The following is a 15,308-nucleotide window of genomic DNA, read 5'->3' as shown; positions in this document are numbered from 1 at the left end:
GGCCGCCGGGGCAGTACCGGGGTCGGCAGCGGCTGGCCGAGGTACTGGCGGGCCACCAGCTCCAGGGACTTGATGCCGAGCGCCCGGTCGACCAGGTAGGTGATCTTTCCGCCGGCCGGCCTGGGGTTGATCTCGATGAGCTTGGGTCCCGACTCGGTCACCTTGACCTCGACATGCGCCATGCCCAGGTCGAACCCCACCGCGCGCAGCGCCCGCACGGCCAGATCACCGCAGGCACGCACGAGCGGTCCTGGCAGGCTCGAGGGGAAGGTGTGGGCCAGCTCGACGAAGTAGCCGAGGCCGACGACCGACTTGTCGGTCACCCCGAACACCTCGTACCGGCCGCCGTCGGCGAGGACCTCGACGCTGACCTCGGGGCCGCTCAGATACTCCTCGACCATCAGCTCGTGGTACCGGGCCTGACCGCGGGTGTTCTCCGGACGGGACCGGATCAGGGCGACGTGTTCGGCGGCCTGATCGGCGGTGTCGACAAGGCGGACGTCGGCGCTGCTGGTCTCGTCGGCCGGCTTCACCACACAGGGAAGGCCGACCTCCGCCGCGGCCTTCGCCGCCTCGGCGGGCGTGCCCACCGTGCGGAACGCCGGTATGGGAACGCCCAGTTCGGCGCAGCGGCGGCGCATCAGCGCCTTGTTCCGGGCGGTGGCGACTCCGTCGACGCTGACGGTGGGAAGCCCCAGGTGGACGGCCACCTCGGCGGCCACGACCACGTCGTACTCGGCCAGGGTGAGGAACGCGTCGAAGGGCTGCTCGGCCGCTGCCTCGTGGACATGGGGCAGGAGCTCTTCGAAGAGGTTCGTCTCGCATTGGACGATGTCGTCGACGTAGCGCTCGAAGTAGGCCGGACCGCCCGGGACTTCGAGATAGCGGTCCAGGTCGCGGGTGAAGAAGGTGACGCGGCAGTCGAGTTCCTTGATGATCTGCAGGCCCTCGAAGCCGGAACCGGAGAGATTGCTCTCCAGGACTCCGACGTGAATCATGTGTGCCTCCGTTGGCATTCCGGCGCGCGGCCGGTCGGGATGGAGCTTGATAGGGGCGAACTGCGGGCGGGGGAGCGGTCTGTCACCAGCACCCGGCGGTGGCCAAGGTGCGCAGCAACTGCTCCGAGGCCGCGCGCTCCGCGGCCGACAGCGGTACGACGATTCCGGCCGCGGGAGCCGTCACACGGGCCCGGGGCGGCACATCGCCGAGGACCAGCGAACCGGCGCCGATCAGCGCGTCGGCGCCGACGGTGATGGGGCCGAGCACGATCGCGTTGGTGCCGAGCACCACCCGGTCGCCGACGACCGGGTGGCGTCGGGCGCCGGGCTCGCGGCGCTCGTCCCGCCACCAGCCGACCGCGCCCAGCGTGACCTGGTGGAAGATCGTGACGTCGTCTCCGATCTCGGCGGTCTCCCCGATGACGACGGCGGCCCCGTGGTCGATGAACACGCGCCGGCCCAGGCGCGCACCCGGATGGATCTCGATCCCGCCGGTCACCGCCCGCGCCAAGTAGGCCAGGGCCCGGGCGAGTTGAGGGTGTCCGCGGGTGTAGAGGACGTGCGCCGCCCGGTGGGCCCACAGGGCAGGCAGGGCGGGGTGCAGCAGCGCCTCGGCGCGTGTGTGGATCGACGGGTCCCGGGCCACGATCATGGCGAGGTCCTGCCGCATCCGGGTCAGTGTCCTGCGCATCTGGTCCCCCGCCTCAGTAGTTCGGACTCTTGACGAGATGGCCGGGGTCCTCGACGATCTCCGGGATGTAGACCCGCTCGTTCCACACGTCCTGGGCCACGGGTTCCAGGGCGATGGAGACGACTCCCTCGTCGACCGCGAAAGCGGTCCTGACCGCGCTGGTGATCGCCTCCACCAGGGCCGATACCTGGGCTTCCGCGAGGTTGTCCGGGAAATGCTTGATGTTGACGTGCGGCACTTGGATGACCTTCCTGGTGAGTCGTGCGGCCCGAACGGCGGCGACGAGTTCGTCCACCCCGGCGGGGCGCAGCAGTGCGTAGTGGTCGGCCCGCAGCCGACTGACCCTGGGCGGCGTGCTCGCAAGCGCGGGGTCGAGGTCGATGAACGAGTCCTGGTCGCCCGCGCCCCGCAGGACCGTGACCGGCGCCGAGAGCCGGTGCCCGGTCACGTCATGGGGTGCGTACTCGAACAGGAACGTCTTGCGCACCACGTCGATGATCCGGCGCACCAGTTCGCGTTCCAGGTGCTCGAACCGCTCGCAGACGCAGGCGATGAAGGACTCCTCGTCGTACGTCGACGCCAGACATGTGGCGACTGCCGCGGGTTCGAGGTTCGCGGCGAACACGGAGTAGAGGATCGAGACGAAGACGGGGTCGGTGAACTCGGCTGTCGGCTCGGTGGGTGCTCCCGCGCGGGCTTCCACGGGCGGCTTGCCGGGCGCCAGGAGGAGCACCTCGTCGACCCGGTCCCCGGCCCGCTCCAGCTGCCTGGCCACCGCGAAGGCGACCCGCGATCCGAAGGAGTAACCCCACAGGGTGTAGGGGCCGGTCGGCTGCGCCTGCCGGATCAGCTCGATGTCCTTGGCGACCATTTCCTCGAACGTCGGATACGCGTACTCGCCGGGGTTGATGCCGTGGGCCTGTACGCCGAGGAACGGCCGGTCGAGCCCCAGCCGGCCGGCCAGCAGCCGCAGGCTCATCGGGTAGCCGCCGAGGCCGGGCCAGCAGAAGACCGGCCGGCCGCCGTCCGCGCCGCGCAGCCGGACCAGCCGCGAGAGCGCGGTGTCCGGCGCGCGGTCGACCAACCGGGCAAGACCCGCGATGGTCGGCGCGTCGAACAGGACCTGCAGGGGCAGAGAGCTGCCCAGTTCCCGGTTGATCCGGCCGACCAGGTTGACCGCGGTCAGCGAATGGCCCCCGACGGCGAAGAAGTTGTCCCGGATCGAGACCCTCTCCTGGCGCAGCACCGTGCGCCACAGCGCGGCGATCGCCTCCTCGGTGGGCGTGCGCGGCGGGACGACCGGCGCGTCGGCGTCGTCGACGGCGGCCTTGTCCTGCTCGCGGAGGGCCTGGTGGTCGATCTTGCCGTTGGGGGTGAGGGGGAAGGAGTCGAGGACGGTGACCCGGTTGGGCACCATGTACGGCGGCAGGGATTCGGCGAGGTTGTCCTTGATGATCTCGGCGGGCCCCCGCATGTGGACGGAGTCCTCCTTCATGCCCTCACTGAGCCGCTGTTCAGCGCTGATCCGGCCGCCGACGGCGAAGTAGGAGGCCGTGTTCGAGTCCCTCCCCGGTTCAGGGCCCAGGAGGGCCGCGATGCGCCGGGCCGACGCGAGGGGGTTGCCGGTCTCCGAGCTGTAGCCGGAGGACATCAGGCCAAGACCGAGGTCGTTCATCTGCAGGCGCTGCAGCTCTCGGCCGAGGTCGGCGTAGCGCTGCCACGGCGAGGGCGCGCTGCCGATCACGCTGATCCCGAAGCTTGACCGTGCGTAGACCTCCTGGTTGATGGCGATGACGTCCTGCTTGCGGACCAGTCCGTCGGACACCCGCACCAGGTCCCCGTCGTCGTACCGGTACTGGCCCTCGGCCAGATCGGCGATGCGCCCGGGGTGAGCCTGCACATACAGCTCGACCGGGCCTGGCAGGGCCGGGGTGGCGGTGCCCTGCACCTCGTACGTGCCCAGGTAGAGGTCCTCGTCCGGGCAGCGCAGGGCATCCTTGAGCCCGGGCTCGTCCGCGCGGTCGTGCGCGCGGAGTCCGTACTCGGGGAGCACGTGGTCGAAGAGGCCCATCATGTGACCTGATTCGAACCGCAGGACTTCCTGGATGTTGTTCTGGTAGACCGGCTCGATGGCCGAGCGGCGCCCGACGAAGTGGATGCGCAGCCTGGGCCCGTCGCCGGGAGCGGGGCTGATCAGCGTGAGCCGGTGGCTCACCGGGTGGTAGTAGTAGTGGCCCGCCTCCAGGCCGGCGATGCCGGACAGCTCCAGGTACAGCTGGGTGGCGTACAGCGAGCCGGGTGAGGCGTAGCCGTACTTGGGCAGCAGCCGTTCGGCGCTGGGGAACTGGCCGAAGTGGCGCAGCAGGGAGCCGAGTTCGGGCAGGGTCAGGCTGCTCGGGTCGCGCGGCGCCGCCGACTGGTCCGCCGGGCGGGCGAGCAGGGCCAGAATGTCGTCGCGGGTGACGGGGCCGCCCTCGTAGAACCGGTAGGTCTTGCGGGCGAAGACCGTGCGCCGCTGGCGGGCCGTCGGTGTCCGTCCGGGGAGCTCGACGAAAGGCAGGCCCTCGTCCTGACGGGCACCCAGGTTGCCCAACTGCGCCTTGAGCTGGAGCCTGCTCTGCTTGGACTGGTGGTGGGCGCCGTGATTGCCCTGGTCCATCAGCGCGGCCCGTTCGGGGTCGAGCTCGACGAAGGCCACGAGATTGGCTCCGGTCCGCGCGTCGTCACGGACCAGTACGACGGCGGACTTGACCCAGTCGTGCTTCTCGACGGACACCTTGATCTCGTCCAGCTCGACCCGGAAACCGCGCAGCTTCACCTGGCTGTCGGTGCGACCGAGGAACTGTACGGTGCCGTCGTCGTTCCACCGGGCCAGGTCACCGGTGCGGTAGAGGCGGGTGGAGGGGGAATCGCCGGCGGCCGGATCGGTGAACGGACCGGTGACGAACCGTTCGGCGGTCAGTTCCGAGTTGTTCAGGTACCCGCGGGCCAACTGCCGCCCTGCTATGTACAGTTCACCGGACTCTCCGGCGGCGACCGGTCGGCGGGACGTGTCGAGGATGTGGAAGGTCATGCCGCGCACCGGCCGGCCGATGGAGACGTGGTCCGGGCCGTGCCGCAGAGTCTGTCGGTCAACGCGATGGGACGACGCGTTGATGGTGCACTCGCTCGGGCCGTACAGGTTGACCAGTTCACAGCCGGGCAGCGCGTCGAGCAGCTCGCCGGCCAGGTTCTTGGTGAGTGCCTCACCGCCGCTGAACACCTGAGTGAGCGAGGTGCACAAGGACAGTCGGCCGGTGTCGGCGAGCGCCTGTAACAGGGTCGGAACTCCCTGGAGGGTGGTCACCCCGTTCGCCAGGATCAGGTCGACGAGCCCTCCGGGGTCGGCGTACACCCCGGGTGCACTCATCACCACACCTGCGCCGCAGGCCGGCGCGAGGATCTCCCACTGGGCCGCGTCGAAACTCAGCGGTGTCTTCTGCAGTACCGTCCTGGTCCGGTCGAGGCCCTGCTCGTCGGCCAGCCAGCGCATCTGATGGGCGATGCTGTGGTGCTCGATCCCGATGCCCTTCGGGTTGCCGGTGCTTCCCGAGGTGTAGATGACGTACGCGAGGGCGTCGTCCCGCACGGGCGCGGTGGCCGTCGAACCGGCCGTGCCGATCAGGGCGCGCGGAGCTACAGGTGTCGCTGTCTCTGCCTCCGTCGCCCGGTGGGGCCGTGCCCGGGCGAGGGTGACAATCTGCGTTCCCGGTGGAGTCATGGCGGTCAGCCGGGAGACCAGGGACTCCTCGGTCAGGATGACCTTGGTCCGTGAGTCCGTGACCATGTAGCGCACGCGATCGTCCGGATACTCGGGCGACAGCGGCAGATAGGCCGCACCCGCGCGAAGGACGCCCCAGACGCTCACCATGAGGTCGACGGAAGGCTGCAGGAAGATGCCGACCGGTTCATCCGCGGTCGCGCCGAGGTGCCGCAGGCGCTCCGCCATGTTCTCGCTCTGCTCACCGAGTTGCCGAAAAGTCAGTCTCTCCGCGCCGCAGGAGACGGCGGTCCTGTCGGGCTGGGCGACCATGGCCGCGCGCAGCATGTCGGGCAGGGACAATTCCTTGGGCCCCGTGGGGTTCGTCATCATTCTCTGACCTGGAATCCGTTAACTTCGGGGGTGCGTCATTGGAAAGGCTTCACCGAGAGGCGCGTAAGCCTGATCGGAAATGGTCATGCCGAAGTGGCAGTCGGAATCGACCGTCGGCCGTTGACCGTCGTGAAAGAAGCCGGGGAGGGATGGAAACAAAGAAGGCGCGACGAAGAGCGGTTCGGCGCGCGTGTTTCGTCTCACCCGGAAAGCGCTCAGGCGCGCACGCAGTGCATGCCACACGCGTCACGCATGCCATTCGTGACATGAATGGCATGCAGGTGCATGTGGGCAGGTGTCGGACGCCTGTGGCGGAGGGAAATGATGCGCGGCTGCGCGCGGTTCCCTGTCAGCGCTCGAAAGGCCTCAGCATCGTTGAATCATGAGCTGGGACGCCTCAAGAAGTTGCTCGTACATACCTTTACACTCTCCCCGTTTTGACTGGTCGGTCTGGGATCAAGCGGTACGGGCCAAAAGGTCCGAACCAGAATGCGTGATCCCGGCCAGTCATCTCTTGCTGAGCATTCACCCTAAACACTGGGAACACCCTCTGTAAAACATTAACTTTGTTACAGAGCGCGGGAGTTGGCCGGAGAGTACGAGTCGCTAAAGGTCGATCATCATCCGCTTTGCCTCTCGTCGGGGGCTCGCGAGCGCGAGCGCTGGCGAAAGGGGCAGGCGGCTTTACAGGTGCCAGGTTCCGGCAACCGAAGTCCAGTTGGCCGATAATGAGGGTTGACCTGGCGCACGGTGTCGTGCGCCTCCGTCACTCCCCACTCAGCACGCACATCGAGCGCAATACTGCTGGCCGGTGGAGCGTCAGGGGAAGGGGAGCCCACGGTCAGGTGATACCCGAAACCGTGTGATCGAGCCAGCCCGAACCAAGTACCGAGCCGGGATAAACCAGGTGTTGATTCAGCCCGAACCAGGTATTGAGCACCACCCTCCGGGAGTGACCAATGGCGGTGTGCCGAGGCCGGGTTGTTGGTTAGGGTGACAAAGCAGAGGCTGATCCGCGGTGCGGTCATGGTCGCCGGGGCGCTGCACGGAGAGTCGGAGACGACGAGGGGGCTCGCGTTGGATCGCCTGGCCGAAAGAGCGGAACCGTACGTCGGCGGGCGCGCGTGAGCGGCCGGCCGACGCCCGCGGTGCTGCCCCCTTCGCTGCGCGTGTGGCTCGGGCTGACCGCGTTCCTCGCCGCGTCGGTGGTCGTCGCGCTCGGGGTTCTGTACGCGGGGCACAGCGAGCCCGGCACGGTGGACAGGTGGTTCGTCGAGCCGACGGATGACAGCGTGCGGCCGCCGTGGCGGTACGTCGCTCTGGCCATTGATTTCCTGGCGGAGCCCATCGGCGCGGCGCTGGTGCTCCTCGCCGCCGTGACGGGGTGCCTGCTGCTCCGGCTACCTCGGGGGGCGGCCCTCGTGGTGGGCGGCGTCGGCATCACCGTGGTGACGACGACGCTGATCAAACCGCTGGTGGGGCGCACCATCCACGGCGACGACAACCTGTCCTATCCGAGTGGGCACACCGCCTTCATCACCGCGCTCGCCCTGGTGGTGGCACTGCTCGCGATCGGCAGGTTCGGCCTCGGCAGGACAGCGGGCGCCCTGCTGATACTCGCCGCGACCCTGGTCGCCGGAATCGCCATGGGCTGGGCGCAGGTCGCGCTGAGCGCGCACTACGCGACGGACGTCCTCGGCGGCTGGTGTACCGCGATGGCGGTGATTCCGGTGACCGCGTGGCTGGTCGACCGGTCGGCCGACGTGCTGGCCGACCGGACGGCCGACGCCGGCCGGCGCGAGCGCCGCTGACGTCACCTCAAGCCGTGGCGGGCCACGTCACGCCAGGCGGCGGAAGACGGGCTTCACCGGTCGCCCCGCGAGCCAGGGAGTGGGGTCACCGGAGTCAAGTGCCTTCCGGTAGACGGCACATGCCTGGGCCACCACCTCGACGGTGCGGTCGATGTCGGCGTCACTGAGCGCGCTGCTCACCACGAACGACGGGGCGAGCACCCCGCCCGCGAGGAGCCGGCGCAGGAACAGGGTGCGGTAGGCCTGCGACGGCTGCCCGTGTTCGTCGAGGGTGGCGAACACCAGGTTGCTGGCCCGGCCCCGGACGACGACATGGTCGCCGACGCCCATGCCCGCCGCGGCCTCGCGGACCCCGGTGGCCAACCGCTCGCCGATGGCGTGCAGCCGGGCGGAGACACCCTCCTCGACATAGGTGGTCTGCACGGCCATCGCGGCGGCCAGCGCATGTGTCTCCGCGCCGTGCGTGGTGGACAGCAAAAACACCCGTTCGCCGGAGTGACGCAGCCCGCCCCGCTCCATCAGCGCGCGCCGGCCGGCAAGGGCGGAGACGGCGAATCCGTTGCCCAGCGCCTTGCCGAACGTGGAGAGATCGGGGACGACGCCGTACAGACCCTGGGCGCCCGCCTCGGACCAGCGGAAGCCGGTGATCATCTCGTCGAAGATCAGCACGCAGCCGTGCCGGTCGGCGAGATCGCGGAGGCCTTCCAGATACCCGGGCGGCGGCTCACTGTGGCCGGCGGGTTCGAGGATCAGGCAGGCGACGTCGTCCTGGTACCGGGTGAGCAGTTCCTCCGTGGCCGCCAAGTCCCCGTAGGGGAAGGCCACGGTGAGCTCGGTGGTCGCCGCCGGAATGCCGGCGGACATCGGTGTGGTCCCGATGAACCAGTCGTCGACGGAGAAGAACGGATGGTCGCCGCAGATGGCCACCCGCCGGCGCCCGGTGGCGGCGCGGGCCAGGCGCACCGCGGCGGTGGTGGCGTCGGAGCCGTTCTTCGCGAACTTCACCATCTCGGCTGTCGGCACCGTGGCCAGGAAGCACTCGGCGGCTTCGAGCTCCACGACGGACGGCCGGACGAAGTTGCTTCCCCGGTCGAGTTCGCGCCGCACCGCCTCGACGACACGTGGGTGGGCGTGGCCGAGGCTGACCGACCGCAGACCGGACCCGTACTCGATGTAGCGGTTGCCGTCGATGTCCCATACGTGGGCGCCATGGCCGTGGCTGATGACCGGGGCGAGGTTCTCGGGGTACTGGTCGTCGCCCTTGGCGTACGTGTGCGCGCCGCCGGGGATCAGCGCGTGCAGCCGCTCGTTCGCCGTCCGGGACCGGGGCAGGTCGAACTCTTCCGCGTCGTCGTTGCTCACGCCGGCTTCACCCTTCCTTCTGCTTCAGGACCTCGGCCAGGCTCGGCGCCTCCCGGTCCCTCGACGACATCAACGTGGGCGGCAGCGGCCACGGGATGGCGAGCTCCGGGTCGTCGAAGGCGATCGTCACGTCCTCGGCCGGATCGTGCGGGCGGTCGATGCGGTACGAGGTGTCGGCGGTTTCGGTCAGCGCCTGGAAGCCGTGCGCGCACCCCGCCGGGATGTAGAGGGTCACCTGGGTCTCGCCGGACAGTTCGAAGAAGGCCCGGTTGCGGTACGTCGGGGAGTCCGCCCGCAGGTCCACGACGACGTCGAAGATCTGCCCGTACGAGCACCGCACCAACTTGGCCTCGCCCGCGCCGGAGCGCAGGTGCATCCCGCGCAGCACGCCCCGGACCGAGCGGGACAGGCTGTCCTGGAGGAAGGCGTCCGGGTCGAGGCCCACCGAGCGGACCACGTCGGCGTCGAAGGTGCGGCAGAAGAAGCCGCGTTCGTCGGCGTACGGCGTCGGCTCGAACAGGTACGCGCCGTGGATCTCCGGGACTTCGGTCGCCTTCATATGGCCTTCCGCAGGATGTGGTCGGTCCTCGGGAACAGGGCCGCGGTCAGGGCGGTGAACTGGTCTTCGAGACGCCGGGTGGCGAGCAGGTTCTGATCGGTGAGGGCTCGGCGTACCTCGGCCGAGTTCTGTTCCAGCGCCCGGAACTGTTCGAGGAGCCGGCCGGCGTCCACCTCGCGGGCCGAGTGGCAGTAGGTGCCGAGTCCCATCCGGGCCATGAGCGCGTCGCTCTTCGCCGAGTAGCTGACCGCGAGCGTCGGTGTGCCGACCTTCAGCGAGCAGATCAGGTTGTGGTAGCGGGCCGCCACCACGGTGTCGGCAGCCGCCATCTCCTTCATCAGGTCGTCGAGTGAGGCCGTCTCGGCCTCGGTGACCAGCGGCGAGTCCACCGCGTCGAGGATCGCGGCCGCCACCGGCCGGTCGAGCTCGTCGCCGGTGACCAACCGCACCGTCCTGCCGTCCTGGACCAGCGCGCGCACGAACGCGGTCGTCCCGTCCAGGTAGCGCCGGTGGATCTCGACGGCCCTGGAACGCTCGTCGTTGCTGCCGTGGAAGTCCATGACGCCGACACAGACCGGACCCGGCGTCCCGGAGGGCTCGTTCGCGGACGGCGTCGGCAGGGCGAACACGAGGTCTTCGTAGACCTCGTCGGACGCGGTGTCCACACCCATCGCCCGCATCGCGGCACGGGACTGTTCATCTCGGTACGACCGGTACGCGGCAAGCCGTGCCGACCAGCGCACCAGCGCCCGGGTCGGCCGGTTGCCGATCGGGCCGGCGCCGACGCTGACCAGCGCGACCCGGGTGCCGAAAAGGCGGCCGGTCGCGCAGAGCAGGAACAACGAGTAGGGGAAGCCCCACGGCCGCAGGGGCAAAGTGGTCTCCAGGACACCCGTGCCCGGCACGAGCACCACGTCGTGCCGGCGCACCCACGCGGCGGTGCGGACGACGTCGACGAGCTTGCCGAGCCCCTTGCCCGCGATCGCGCCCGCACGTGACGCGGTCCGGTACTCCCCGCGGTACCAGTTCAACCGCGTCGCGGGGATCCGGTACCGGGCCGAGACGTCCTCCGGACCGCCGCACAGGGCGTCCACGAGCGCCTTCGGGTGCTCGGCGCGCAAGTACCCGAGCACAGCCTCCAACGACCCGTTGTTACCGACGTTGCCGGAGCCGAGCAGACCGAACACCCCTACACGCAGCGGGGTTTCGTCTCCGGATGTCATACCTGCCTCCCTTCTCGGCCGGCGACGAGGGCGTCGACGGAGACGGTGACCAGGGCGGGATCGACCGGGGCGCGGTCCTCGACCCGTTCGCCCGTGCCGGGCCGGGTCCGGCTGGTCATCCACGCGGCCAGGTGTCCGTAGCACGCGCGCCGGTCGGCCGCGGACAGCGGCGCCCGCTGGATCGCTGAGACGAAGCCCCAGACGTACTCGGCGAGAAGCCGGGGCGTCGGGTGCAGCGGGCCTGCCCGGCGCGGGTCCAGGTTGACGCACCGGGATCGCTTGCTCGGGTTGGCCCGCTCGGCGCGGGTGGGGTGGTCGCGGCGGAAGTACAGCAGCTCCGGCACCTGGTGGAAGGGCCCGTGCAAGGCGATCTCGGCGACGAAGGTGCGGTCCGCGTGGTGGTAGCTGTCGTGCGGCTTCACCCGGCGCAGCACGTCGGCTCGCATCACGCCGTAGAAGTCGTCGCCGCCCGGCTCGAACAGCATGCTGCGAAAGCGCTCCGGCGCGCGCGCCGAGTCGGTGGCGAGCGTGTACTCGTAGGGGACCGTCACCTTGCCGTCGCCGTCGATGACCGCTTGGTCGGCGTGTGCGAGGACCACGTCGGGACGCTCGTCGAGCGCCTGCACACAGAGCCGCAGCAGGTCCCGTGCGTACAGGTCGTCGTGCGAGGCCCACTTGAACAGCTCGCCGCGGCACTGGGTGAACACATAGTTGTGGTTCGGCGCGGCGCCGATGTTCCGCAGCAGCCGGATGTAGCGGACGCGCGAGTCCTGCGCGGCGTACTGGCGGCAGATGTCCTGGGTCTTGTCGGTCGAGGCGTTGTCGGTGATGACCAGCTCGAAGTCCTCGTAGGTCTGGCCGAGCAAGGCGTCGAGCGATTCGGCGAGGTACTCCTCGCCGTTGTAGACGGGCAGGCCGATGCTCAACCGGGGATGGGCGGTCATGACGTCCTCACTTCGGGAATGGGGTTCTTGCGGCGCTCACGCAGAGCGGACCGCAGTTGCTGCCACCACACGGCGGAGCTGCAGGCGGCCGCGGCGGCGACGCCCCAGGCCGAGCCGGCCGTACCGGCCAGGACCGCGCCGCCGAGCCCGCCGCAGACGTAGAAGGTGGAGGCGAACAGTTGGCAGCGCAAGCTGCGCCGGGCCGCGGCCAGCGCGCGCAGGCCGGCCGCCGCGCCGGTGCCGAGGCCGGCGCCCGCGACGCCGAGTGTGACCGGCACGATGATCGCCGAAGCGGAGCTCCAGACGTCACCGAGAATGAGCTCGCCGAGCCGGTCCGGCACCAGGAGCAGCACCGAGCCCCAGAGCAGCGCGCCGACGGCCTGTCCGACGCCGAGGTAGAGGCAGAACCTGCCGAGCCGGTCCGGAGCTTGGCGCAGCATCCGCGCCGCCTCCGCGACGGTGACCAGCGTCAGCCCCATCAGTACGGCGAGGAACGGGCCGAGAAGCAGCTCGGCGCCGCGGATCACGCCCACCGCGCTGACCGCGACGATCACGCCGAGTCCGTACGCCCGCAGCTGGCTCGCGCCGCTGACGCCGACGTTCTCGACCAGGTACCGGTAGCTGAGGTCGCGGTGCTCGTGGAGCCACACGCGCGCCCCGGTGAGCTGGGGCCGGATGCCGGCCTGGAAGCAGCCGTACACCGCGGCCACCGTCGCGGACGCGCCCCAGGCGAGCACGAAGGCGGTCACGGTGCCCACGCGGGCCGCCACCACCATGGCCGGCACGAGCGCGACGCCCCAGACGACGTCGTTCACGAACGCCTTGCGACCGTTGCCGGCGGCGAAGAACGAGTACCGCCAGGCGTCCTGCAACAACAGCCCCGGCAGCATCACGCCGAGGCCGGCGAACGCCGGCCCCACCTGACCGCCGAGCGCGAGACCGACCACCAGGCACACCGCGCCGATGACGACACCGACGCTGAGCGCGGTGCCCGACGACCGGGCCACCGCCCCGCGCCAGGAGGCGTCCGACACACCGCTGAAGCGGACGACGAGCGGGTCGGTGGCCAGGCCGCGGGAGACGCTGAGGACCACTCCGTAGGTGACCCAGGCCAGGCTGAACACGCCGAACGCGGTCAGCCCGAGCGAGCGGGCCACGTAGATCCCCACCGCGAAGTTGGACAGGCTGGAGGCCGCCTGGTCCGCCAGGCCCCAGGACAGCCGGCCGAGGATGGCCCGTCTGGCGGCGGGCCGGGCCGTCTTCTCCTCCCCGGTGGTCATCGGCGTCACGCTTTGATCAGCCCGGCGCCGTGCAGGGCGTCGGCCGCGACGGCGACGACGTCGAACGGCAGCTCTGACCGCTCGGCGATGTCGAGCAGACTGTGCTCGCCGTCGGAGAGGTTGAGCACCCAGAGCATGGCCATCTGGGCCTGCTTGGTGTCACTGCGGCCGCCGAGCGCGTCGTACAACCCGCGGCGGCCCAACTGCGGTTCCCCGTACGGACTGAGGTTGAGGTAGGTGCGGTTGCGGTCGAGCACGGCGAACGCCTCGCGGCAGACGGCGAGCGTGTCCGCCATCGCCACCGGGGAGACGAAGTCCGGATTGTCCGCCGAGGTGTGGTATTCCGGGTACTCGGAGTACGGGGTCCTGCTGAGCGAGCCCACGCCGAGGTTGAACCCGGGGGAGCAGTACTGCCGCTCGTCATAGCCGTACGGAGTGAACTCGGCGACGCGGTGCGGGCGTTCGGAGACGGACAGGACGTGCCGCAGCACCCGGTCGATCTCCGCGTCGCCGCGCCTGCTCTGTTTGTACGTCAGCTGGCCCGAGTCGCCGGCGCAGGCGAGCACGAGGCCGTGCTTGACCTGCTCCACCCGCTCCTTGTTGCGGGCCAGCCAGGTGATGGCCCCCACGGTCCCGGGCGCGAAGATGAACCGGTAGGTGTAGTACGGAGTGGTCTGCGCGAGCGCCCGGGCCAGGAACGTCGCCACCGCGATGCCGGCCAGGTTGTCGTTGGCCAGCGACGGATGGCAGACATGGCAGGAGACGATCACCTCGTCGGGCACCTGTCCGGGGACCACGTGCTCGGCGTAGGTGAGGTGCCCGTCCGCGAGCGTGGAGTCGACGCACACCTCGTACTCACCGTCCGGCAGTGCGTCCAGGGTCTCCTGGGCCAGGCAGAAACCCCACTCCGGCTTGTAATAACTGGTGCGGTACGGCACCCAGCTCGGGTGGTCCGGCAAGGTGTGCAGGTGCCCGCGCAGCTCCTCCAGCGGCATGGTCGTCGCGGGCACCGGCACGCTGTAGCCGAGCACGTGCAGGCTGGACGCGGCGAAGTCGACGACCCGGTTGCCCGCGCTGTCGGCGACGTACGCGTCCCGGATGTTCCACTCCTGCGGCACCGTCCAGTCGAGCACCTGCGTCCCGGTCGGCACCTCGTGCACCTGGAGCGGGATGTACTCGCCGACGATGTCCAGGGTGGCGCGCACGCCGTCGCCGGTGATGCTCCGGCAGAGCGGGTAAAGCCGCTCCACCAAAGCGTGCATCTCCTCACCGGTCTCGGTCATCGGCGCCACCGCAGGGTGTCGTCGACGGTGCCCGCCTCGGAGGCCGCGCTCAGCACGGCCAGGCGGGTGAAGCGTCGCTCGAAGGTCTCCCGGGTCAGCCCGAACTTACGGTAGGCGTCCGCGAGTTCGAGCGCACCCTGCTTCACCGTCCACTCGCAGTCGAAGCCGGGGATCGCGGCGCGGAACCGGGAGAAGTCCACTCGGTAGGACCGCGGGTCGGCGCCGTTCTCGCCGGTGATCCGCACCTTCGCACCGGACACGGCCTCGGCGACCTGCTCGGCGATCTCGGCGACCGTGACGTTGTTGATCTCGCTGCCGATGTTGAACGCCCGGTCGTGCACCGCCTCTTGTGGCGCCTCCAGGGCCGCCGCGAAGGCCCGGGCGATGTCGGCGGCGTGCACCAGCGGGCGCCAGGGGGTGCCGTCGGAGAGCACGAGCACCTCGCCCGACAGGAGCGCGTGGCCCACCAGGTTGTTCAGCACGATGTCGGCGCGCAGCCTGGGGGAGTAGCCGAAGGCGGTGGCGTTGCGCATGAACACCGGGCTGAAGTCACCGTCGGCAAGCGCGTGCAGGTCGTCCTCCACCCGCACCTTGGACTCCGCGTACGGCGTCACCGGCCGCAGCGGGGCGTCCTCGCCGACCAGGTCGCTGCCGCCCGCCGCGCCGTACACCGAGCAGGTCGACGCGTACAGGAAGCGCCGCACCCCGGCTTCGCGGGCCAGCCGCGCCAAGTGCACGGACGCGTGGTGGTTGATGTCGTAGGTGAGCTGCGGCGCGAGGGACCCCAGCGGGTCGTTGGAGAGCGCGGCCAGGTGGATCACGGCGTCCACCCCGGCCACGTGTTCGGCCGTGACGTCACGCAGGTCCACCCGGTGGCCCTGCGGGTCGGCGGGCGGCGGGCCGAGCACACAGTCGGCGAACAGACCGGCGTCAAGGCCGACGACTTCGTGTCCGGCGGCCGTGAGTACCGGGGCCATCACGGTGCCCAAGTAGCCCTGGTGTCCGGTGAGCAGTACGCGCAAGGT

The 15,308-nt window shown here is 70.1% G+C and carries 10 protein-coding genes and 1 pseudogene; 1 reads left to right on the top strand and 10 read right to left on the bottom strand.

Translation table 11 applies throughout. From position 1 onward, the window contains the following. Window positions 1–113 precede the first annotated feature (113 nt). The 3 genes and pseudogenes from ACWGIH_RS08485 to ACWGIH_RS08475 all read right to left on the bottom strand — a co-directional run. Window positions 114–998, bottom strand: a pseudogene (locus ACWGIH_RS08485) (ATP-grasp domain-containing protein); the annotation flags it as partial. Window positions 999–1,080: 82 nt separating this feature from the next. Beyond that, a complete protein-coding gene (gene epsC, locus ACWGIH_RS08480) occupies window positions 1,081–1,689 on the bottom strand; it encodes a serine O-acetyltransferase EpsC (protein WP_453444807.1) in 609 nt (202 codons plus the stop codon). 13 nt (window positions 1,690–1,702) lie between these two features. After that, window positions 1,703–5,821: an amino acid adenylation domain-containing protein gene (locus ACWGIH_RS08475; RefSeq protein ID WP_453444806.1), complete on the bottom strand. Its 4,119-nt coding sequence runs from the start codon at window positions 5,819–5,821 to the stop codon at window positions 1,703–1,705. A gap of 1,124 nt (window positions 5,822–6,945) precedes the next feature. Here ACWGIH_RS08475 and ACWGIH_RS08470 point away from each other — a divergent pair. Further along, window positions 6,946–7,632 (top strand): phosphatase PAP2 family protein, encoded by a 687-nt coding sequence (locus tag ACWGIH_RS08470; RefSeq protein ID WP_453444804.1) that lies wholly within the window; start codon window positions 6,946–6,948, stop codon window positions 7,630–7,632. Window positions 7,633–7,659: 27 nt separating this feature from the next. On the opposite strand, the gene ACWGIH_RS08465 is transcribed toward ACWGIH_RS08470, so the two are convergent. From ACWGIH_RS08465 to ACWGIH_RS08435, 7 genes are read right to left on the bottom strand one after another with little or no spacing between them, the layout of a single operon-like run. Beyond that, window positions 7,660–8,994 (bottom strand): glutamate-1-semialdehyde 2,1-aminomutase, encoded by a 1,335-nt coding sequence (locus ACWGIH_RS08465; RefSeq protein WP_453444802.1) that lies wholly within the window; start codon window positions 8,992–8,994, stop codon window positions 7,660–7,662. A 7-nt stretch (window positions 8,995–9,001) separates the two neighbouring features. Continuing rightward, window positions 9,002–9,553, bottom strand: a complete 552-nt coding sequence (locus ACWGIH_RS08460) for a dTDP-4-dehydrorhamnose 3,5-epimerase family protein (protein ID WP_453444800.1) — start codon at window positions 9,551–9,553, stop codon at window positions 9,002–9,004. Further along, the gene (locus tag ACWGIH_RS08455) at window positions 9,550–10,776 is read right to left on the bottom strand and encodes a polysaccharide pyruvyl transferase family protein (protein WP_453444798.1); all 1,227 of its coding nucleotides are present in this window, start codon (window positions 10,774–10,776) and stop codon (window positions 9,550–9,552) included. The genes ACWGIH_RS08460 and ACWGIH_RS08455 overlap by 4 nt, the downstream gene beginning before the upstream one ends. Further along, on the bottom strand, window positions 10,773–11,720 hold the full coding sequence (locus tag ACWGIH_RS08450; protein WP_453444797.1) for a glycosyltransferase family 2 protein: 948 nt from the start codon (window positions 11,718–11,720) through the stop codon (window positions 10,773–10,775). The genes ACWGIH_RS08455 and ACWGIH_RS08450 overlap by 4 nt, the downstream gene beginning before the upstream one ends. Beyond that, the gene (locus tag ACWGIH_RS08445; protein WP_453444795.1) at window positions 11,717–13,000 is read right to left on the bottom strand and encodes a hypothetical protein; all 1,284 of its coding nucleotides are present in this window, start codon (window positions 12,998–13,000) and stop codon (window positions 11,717–11,719) included. The genes ACWGIH_RS08450 and ACWGIH_RS08445 overlap by 4 nt, the downstream gene beginning before the upstream one ends. Window positions 13,001–13,005: 5 nt before the next feature. After that, window positions 13,006–14,292 (bottom strand): DUF4910 domain-containing protein, encoded by a 1,287-nt coding sequence (locus ACWGIH_RS08440; protein WP_453444794.1) that lies wholly within the window; start codon window positions 14,290–14,292, stop codon window positions 13,006–13,008. After that, window positions 14,280–15,305: an NAD-dependent epimerase/dehydratase family protein gene (locus ACWGIH_RS08435; RefSeq protein ID WP_453444793.1), complete on the bottom strand. Its 1,026-nt coding sequence runs from the start codon at window positions 15,303–15,305 to the stop codon at window positions 14,280–14,282. The genes ACWGIH_RS08440 and ACWGIH_RS08435 overlap by 13 nt, the downstream gene beginning before the upstream one ends. Window positions 15,306–15,308 lie beyond the last annotated feature (3 nt).

The sequence above is a fragment of the Streptomyces sp. NPDC054872 genome (assembly GCF_053610705.1).
Note: the sequence above shows the minus strand (reverse complement) of the source record. Positions and strands in the feature narration are given on the sequence as shown.

Bases quoted from the DNA above. Each gene is read 5' to 3' on its own strand.
- ACWGIH_RS08475 (WP_453444806.1), bottom strand. From the start codon at position 5,821: ATGATGACGAACCCCACGGGGCCCAAGGAATTGTCCCTGCCCGACATG.
- ACWGIH_RS08455 (WP_453444798.1), bottom strand. From the start codon at position 10,776: ATGACATCCGGAGACGAAACCCCGCTGCGTGTAGGGGTGTTCGGTCTG.
- ACWGIH_RS08450 (WP_453444797.1), bottom strand. From the start codon at position 11,720: ATGACCGCCCATCCCCGGTTGAGCATCGGCCTGCCCGTCTACAACGGC.
- epsC (WP_453444807.1), bottom strand. From the start codon at position 1,689: ATGCGCAGGACACTGACCCGGATGCGGCAGGACCTCGCCATGATCGTG.
- ACWGIH_RS08445 (WP_453444795.1), bottom strand. From the start codon at position 13,000: ATGACCACCGGGGAGGAGAAGACGGCCCGGCCCGCCGCCAGACGGGCC.
- ACWGIH_RS08460 (WP_453444800.1), bottom strand. From the start codon at position 9,553: ATGAAGGCGACCGAAGTCCCGGAGATCCACGGCGCGTACCTGTTCGAG.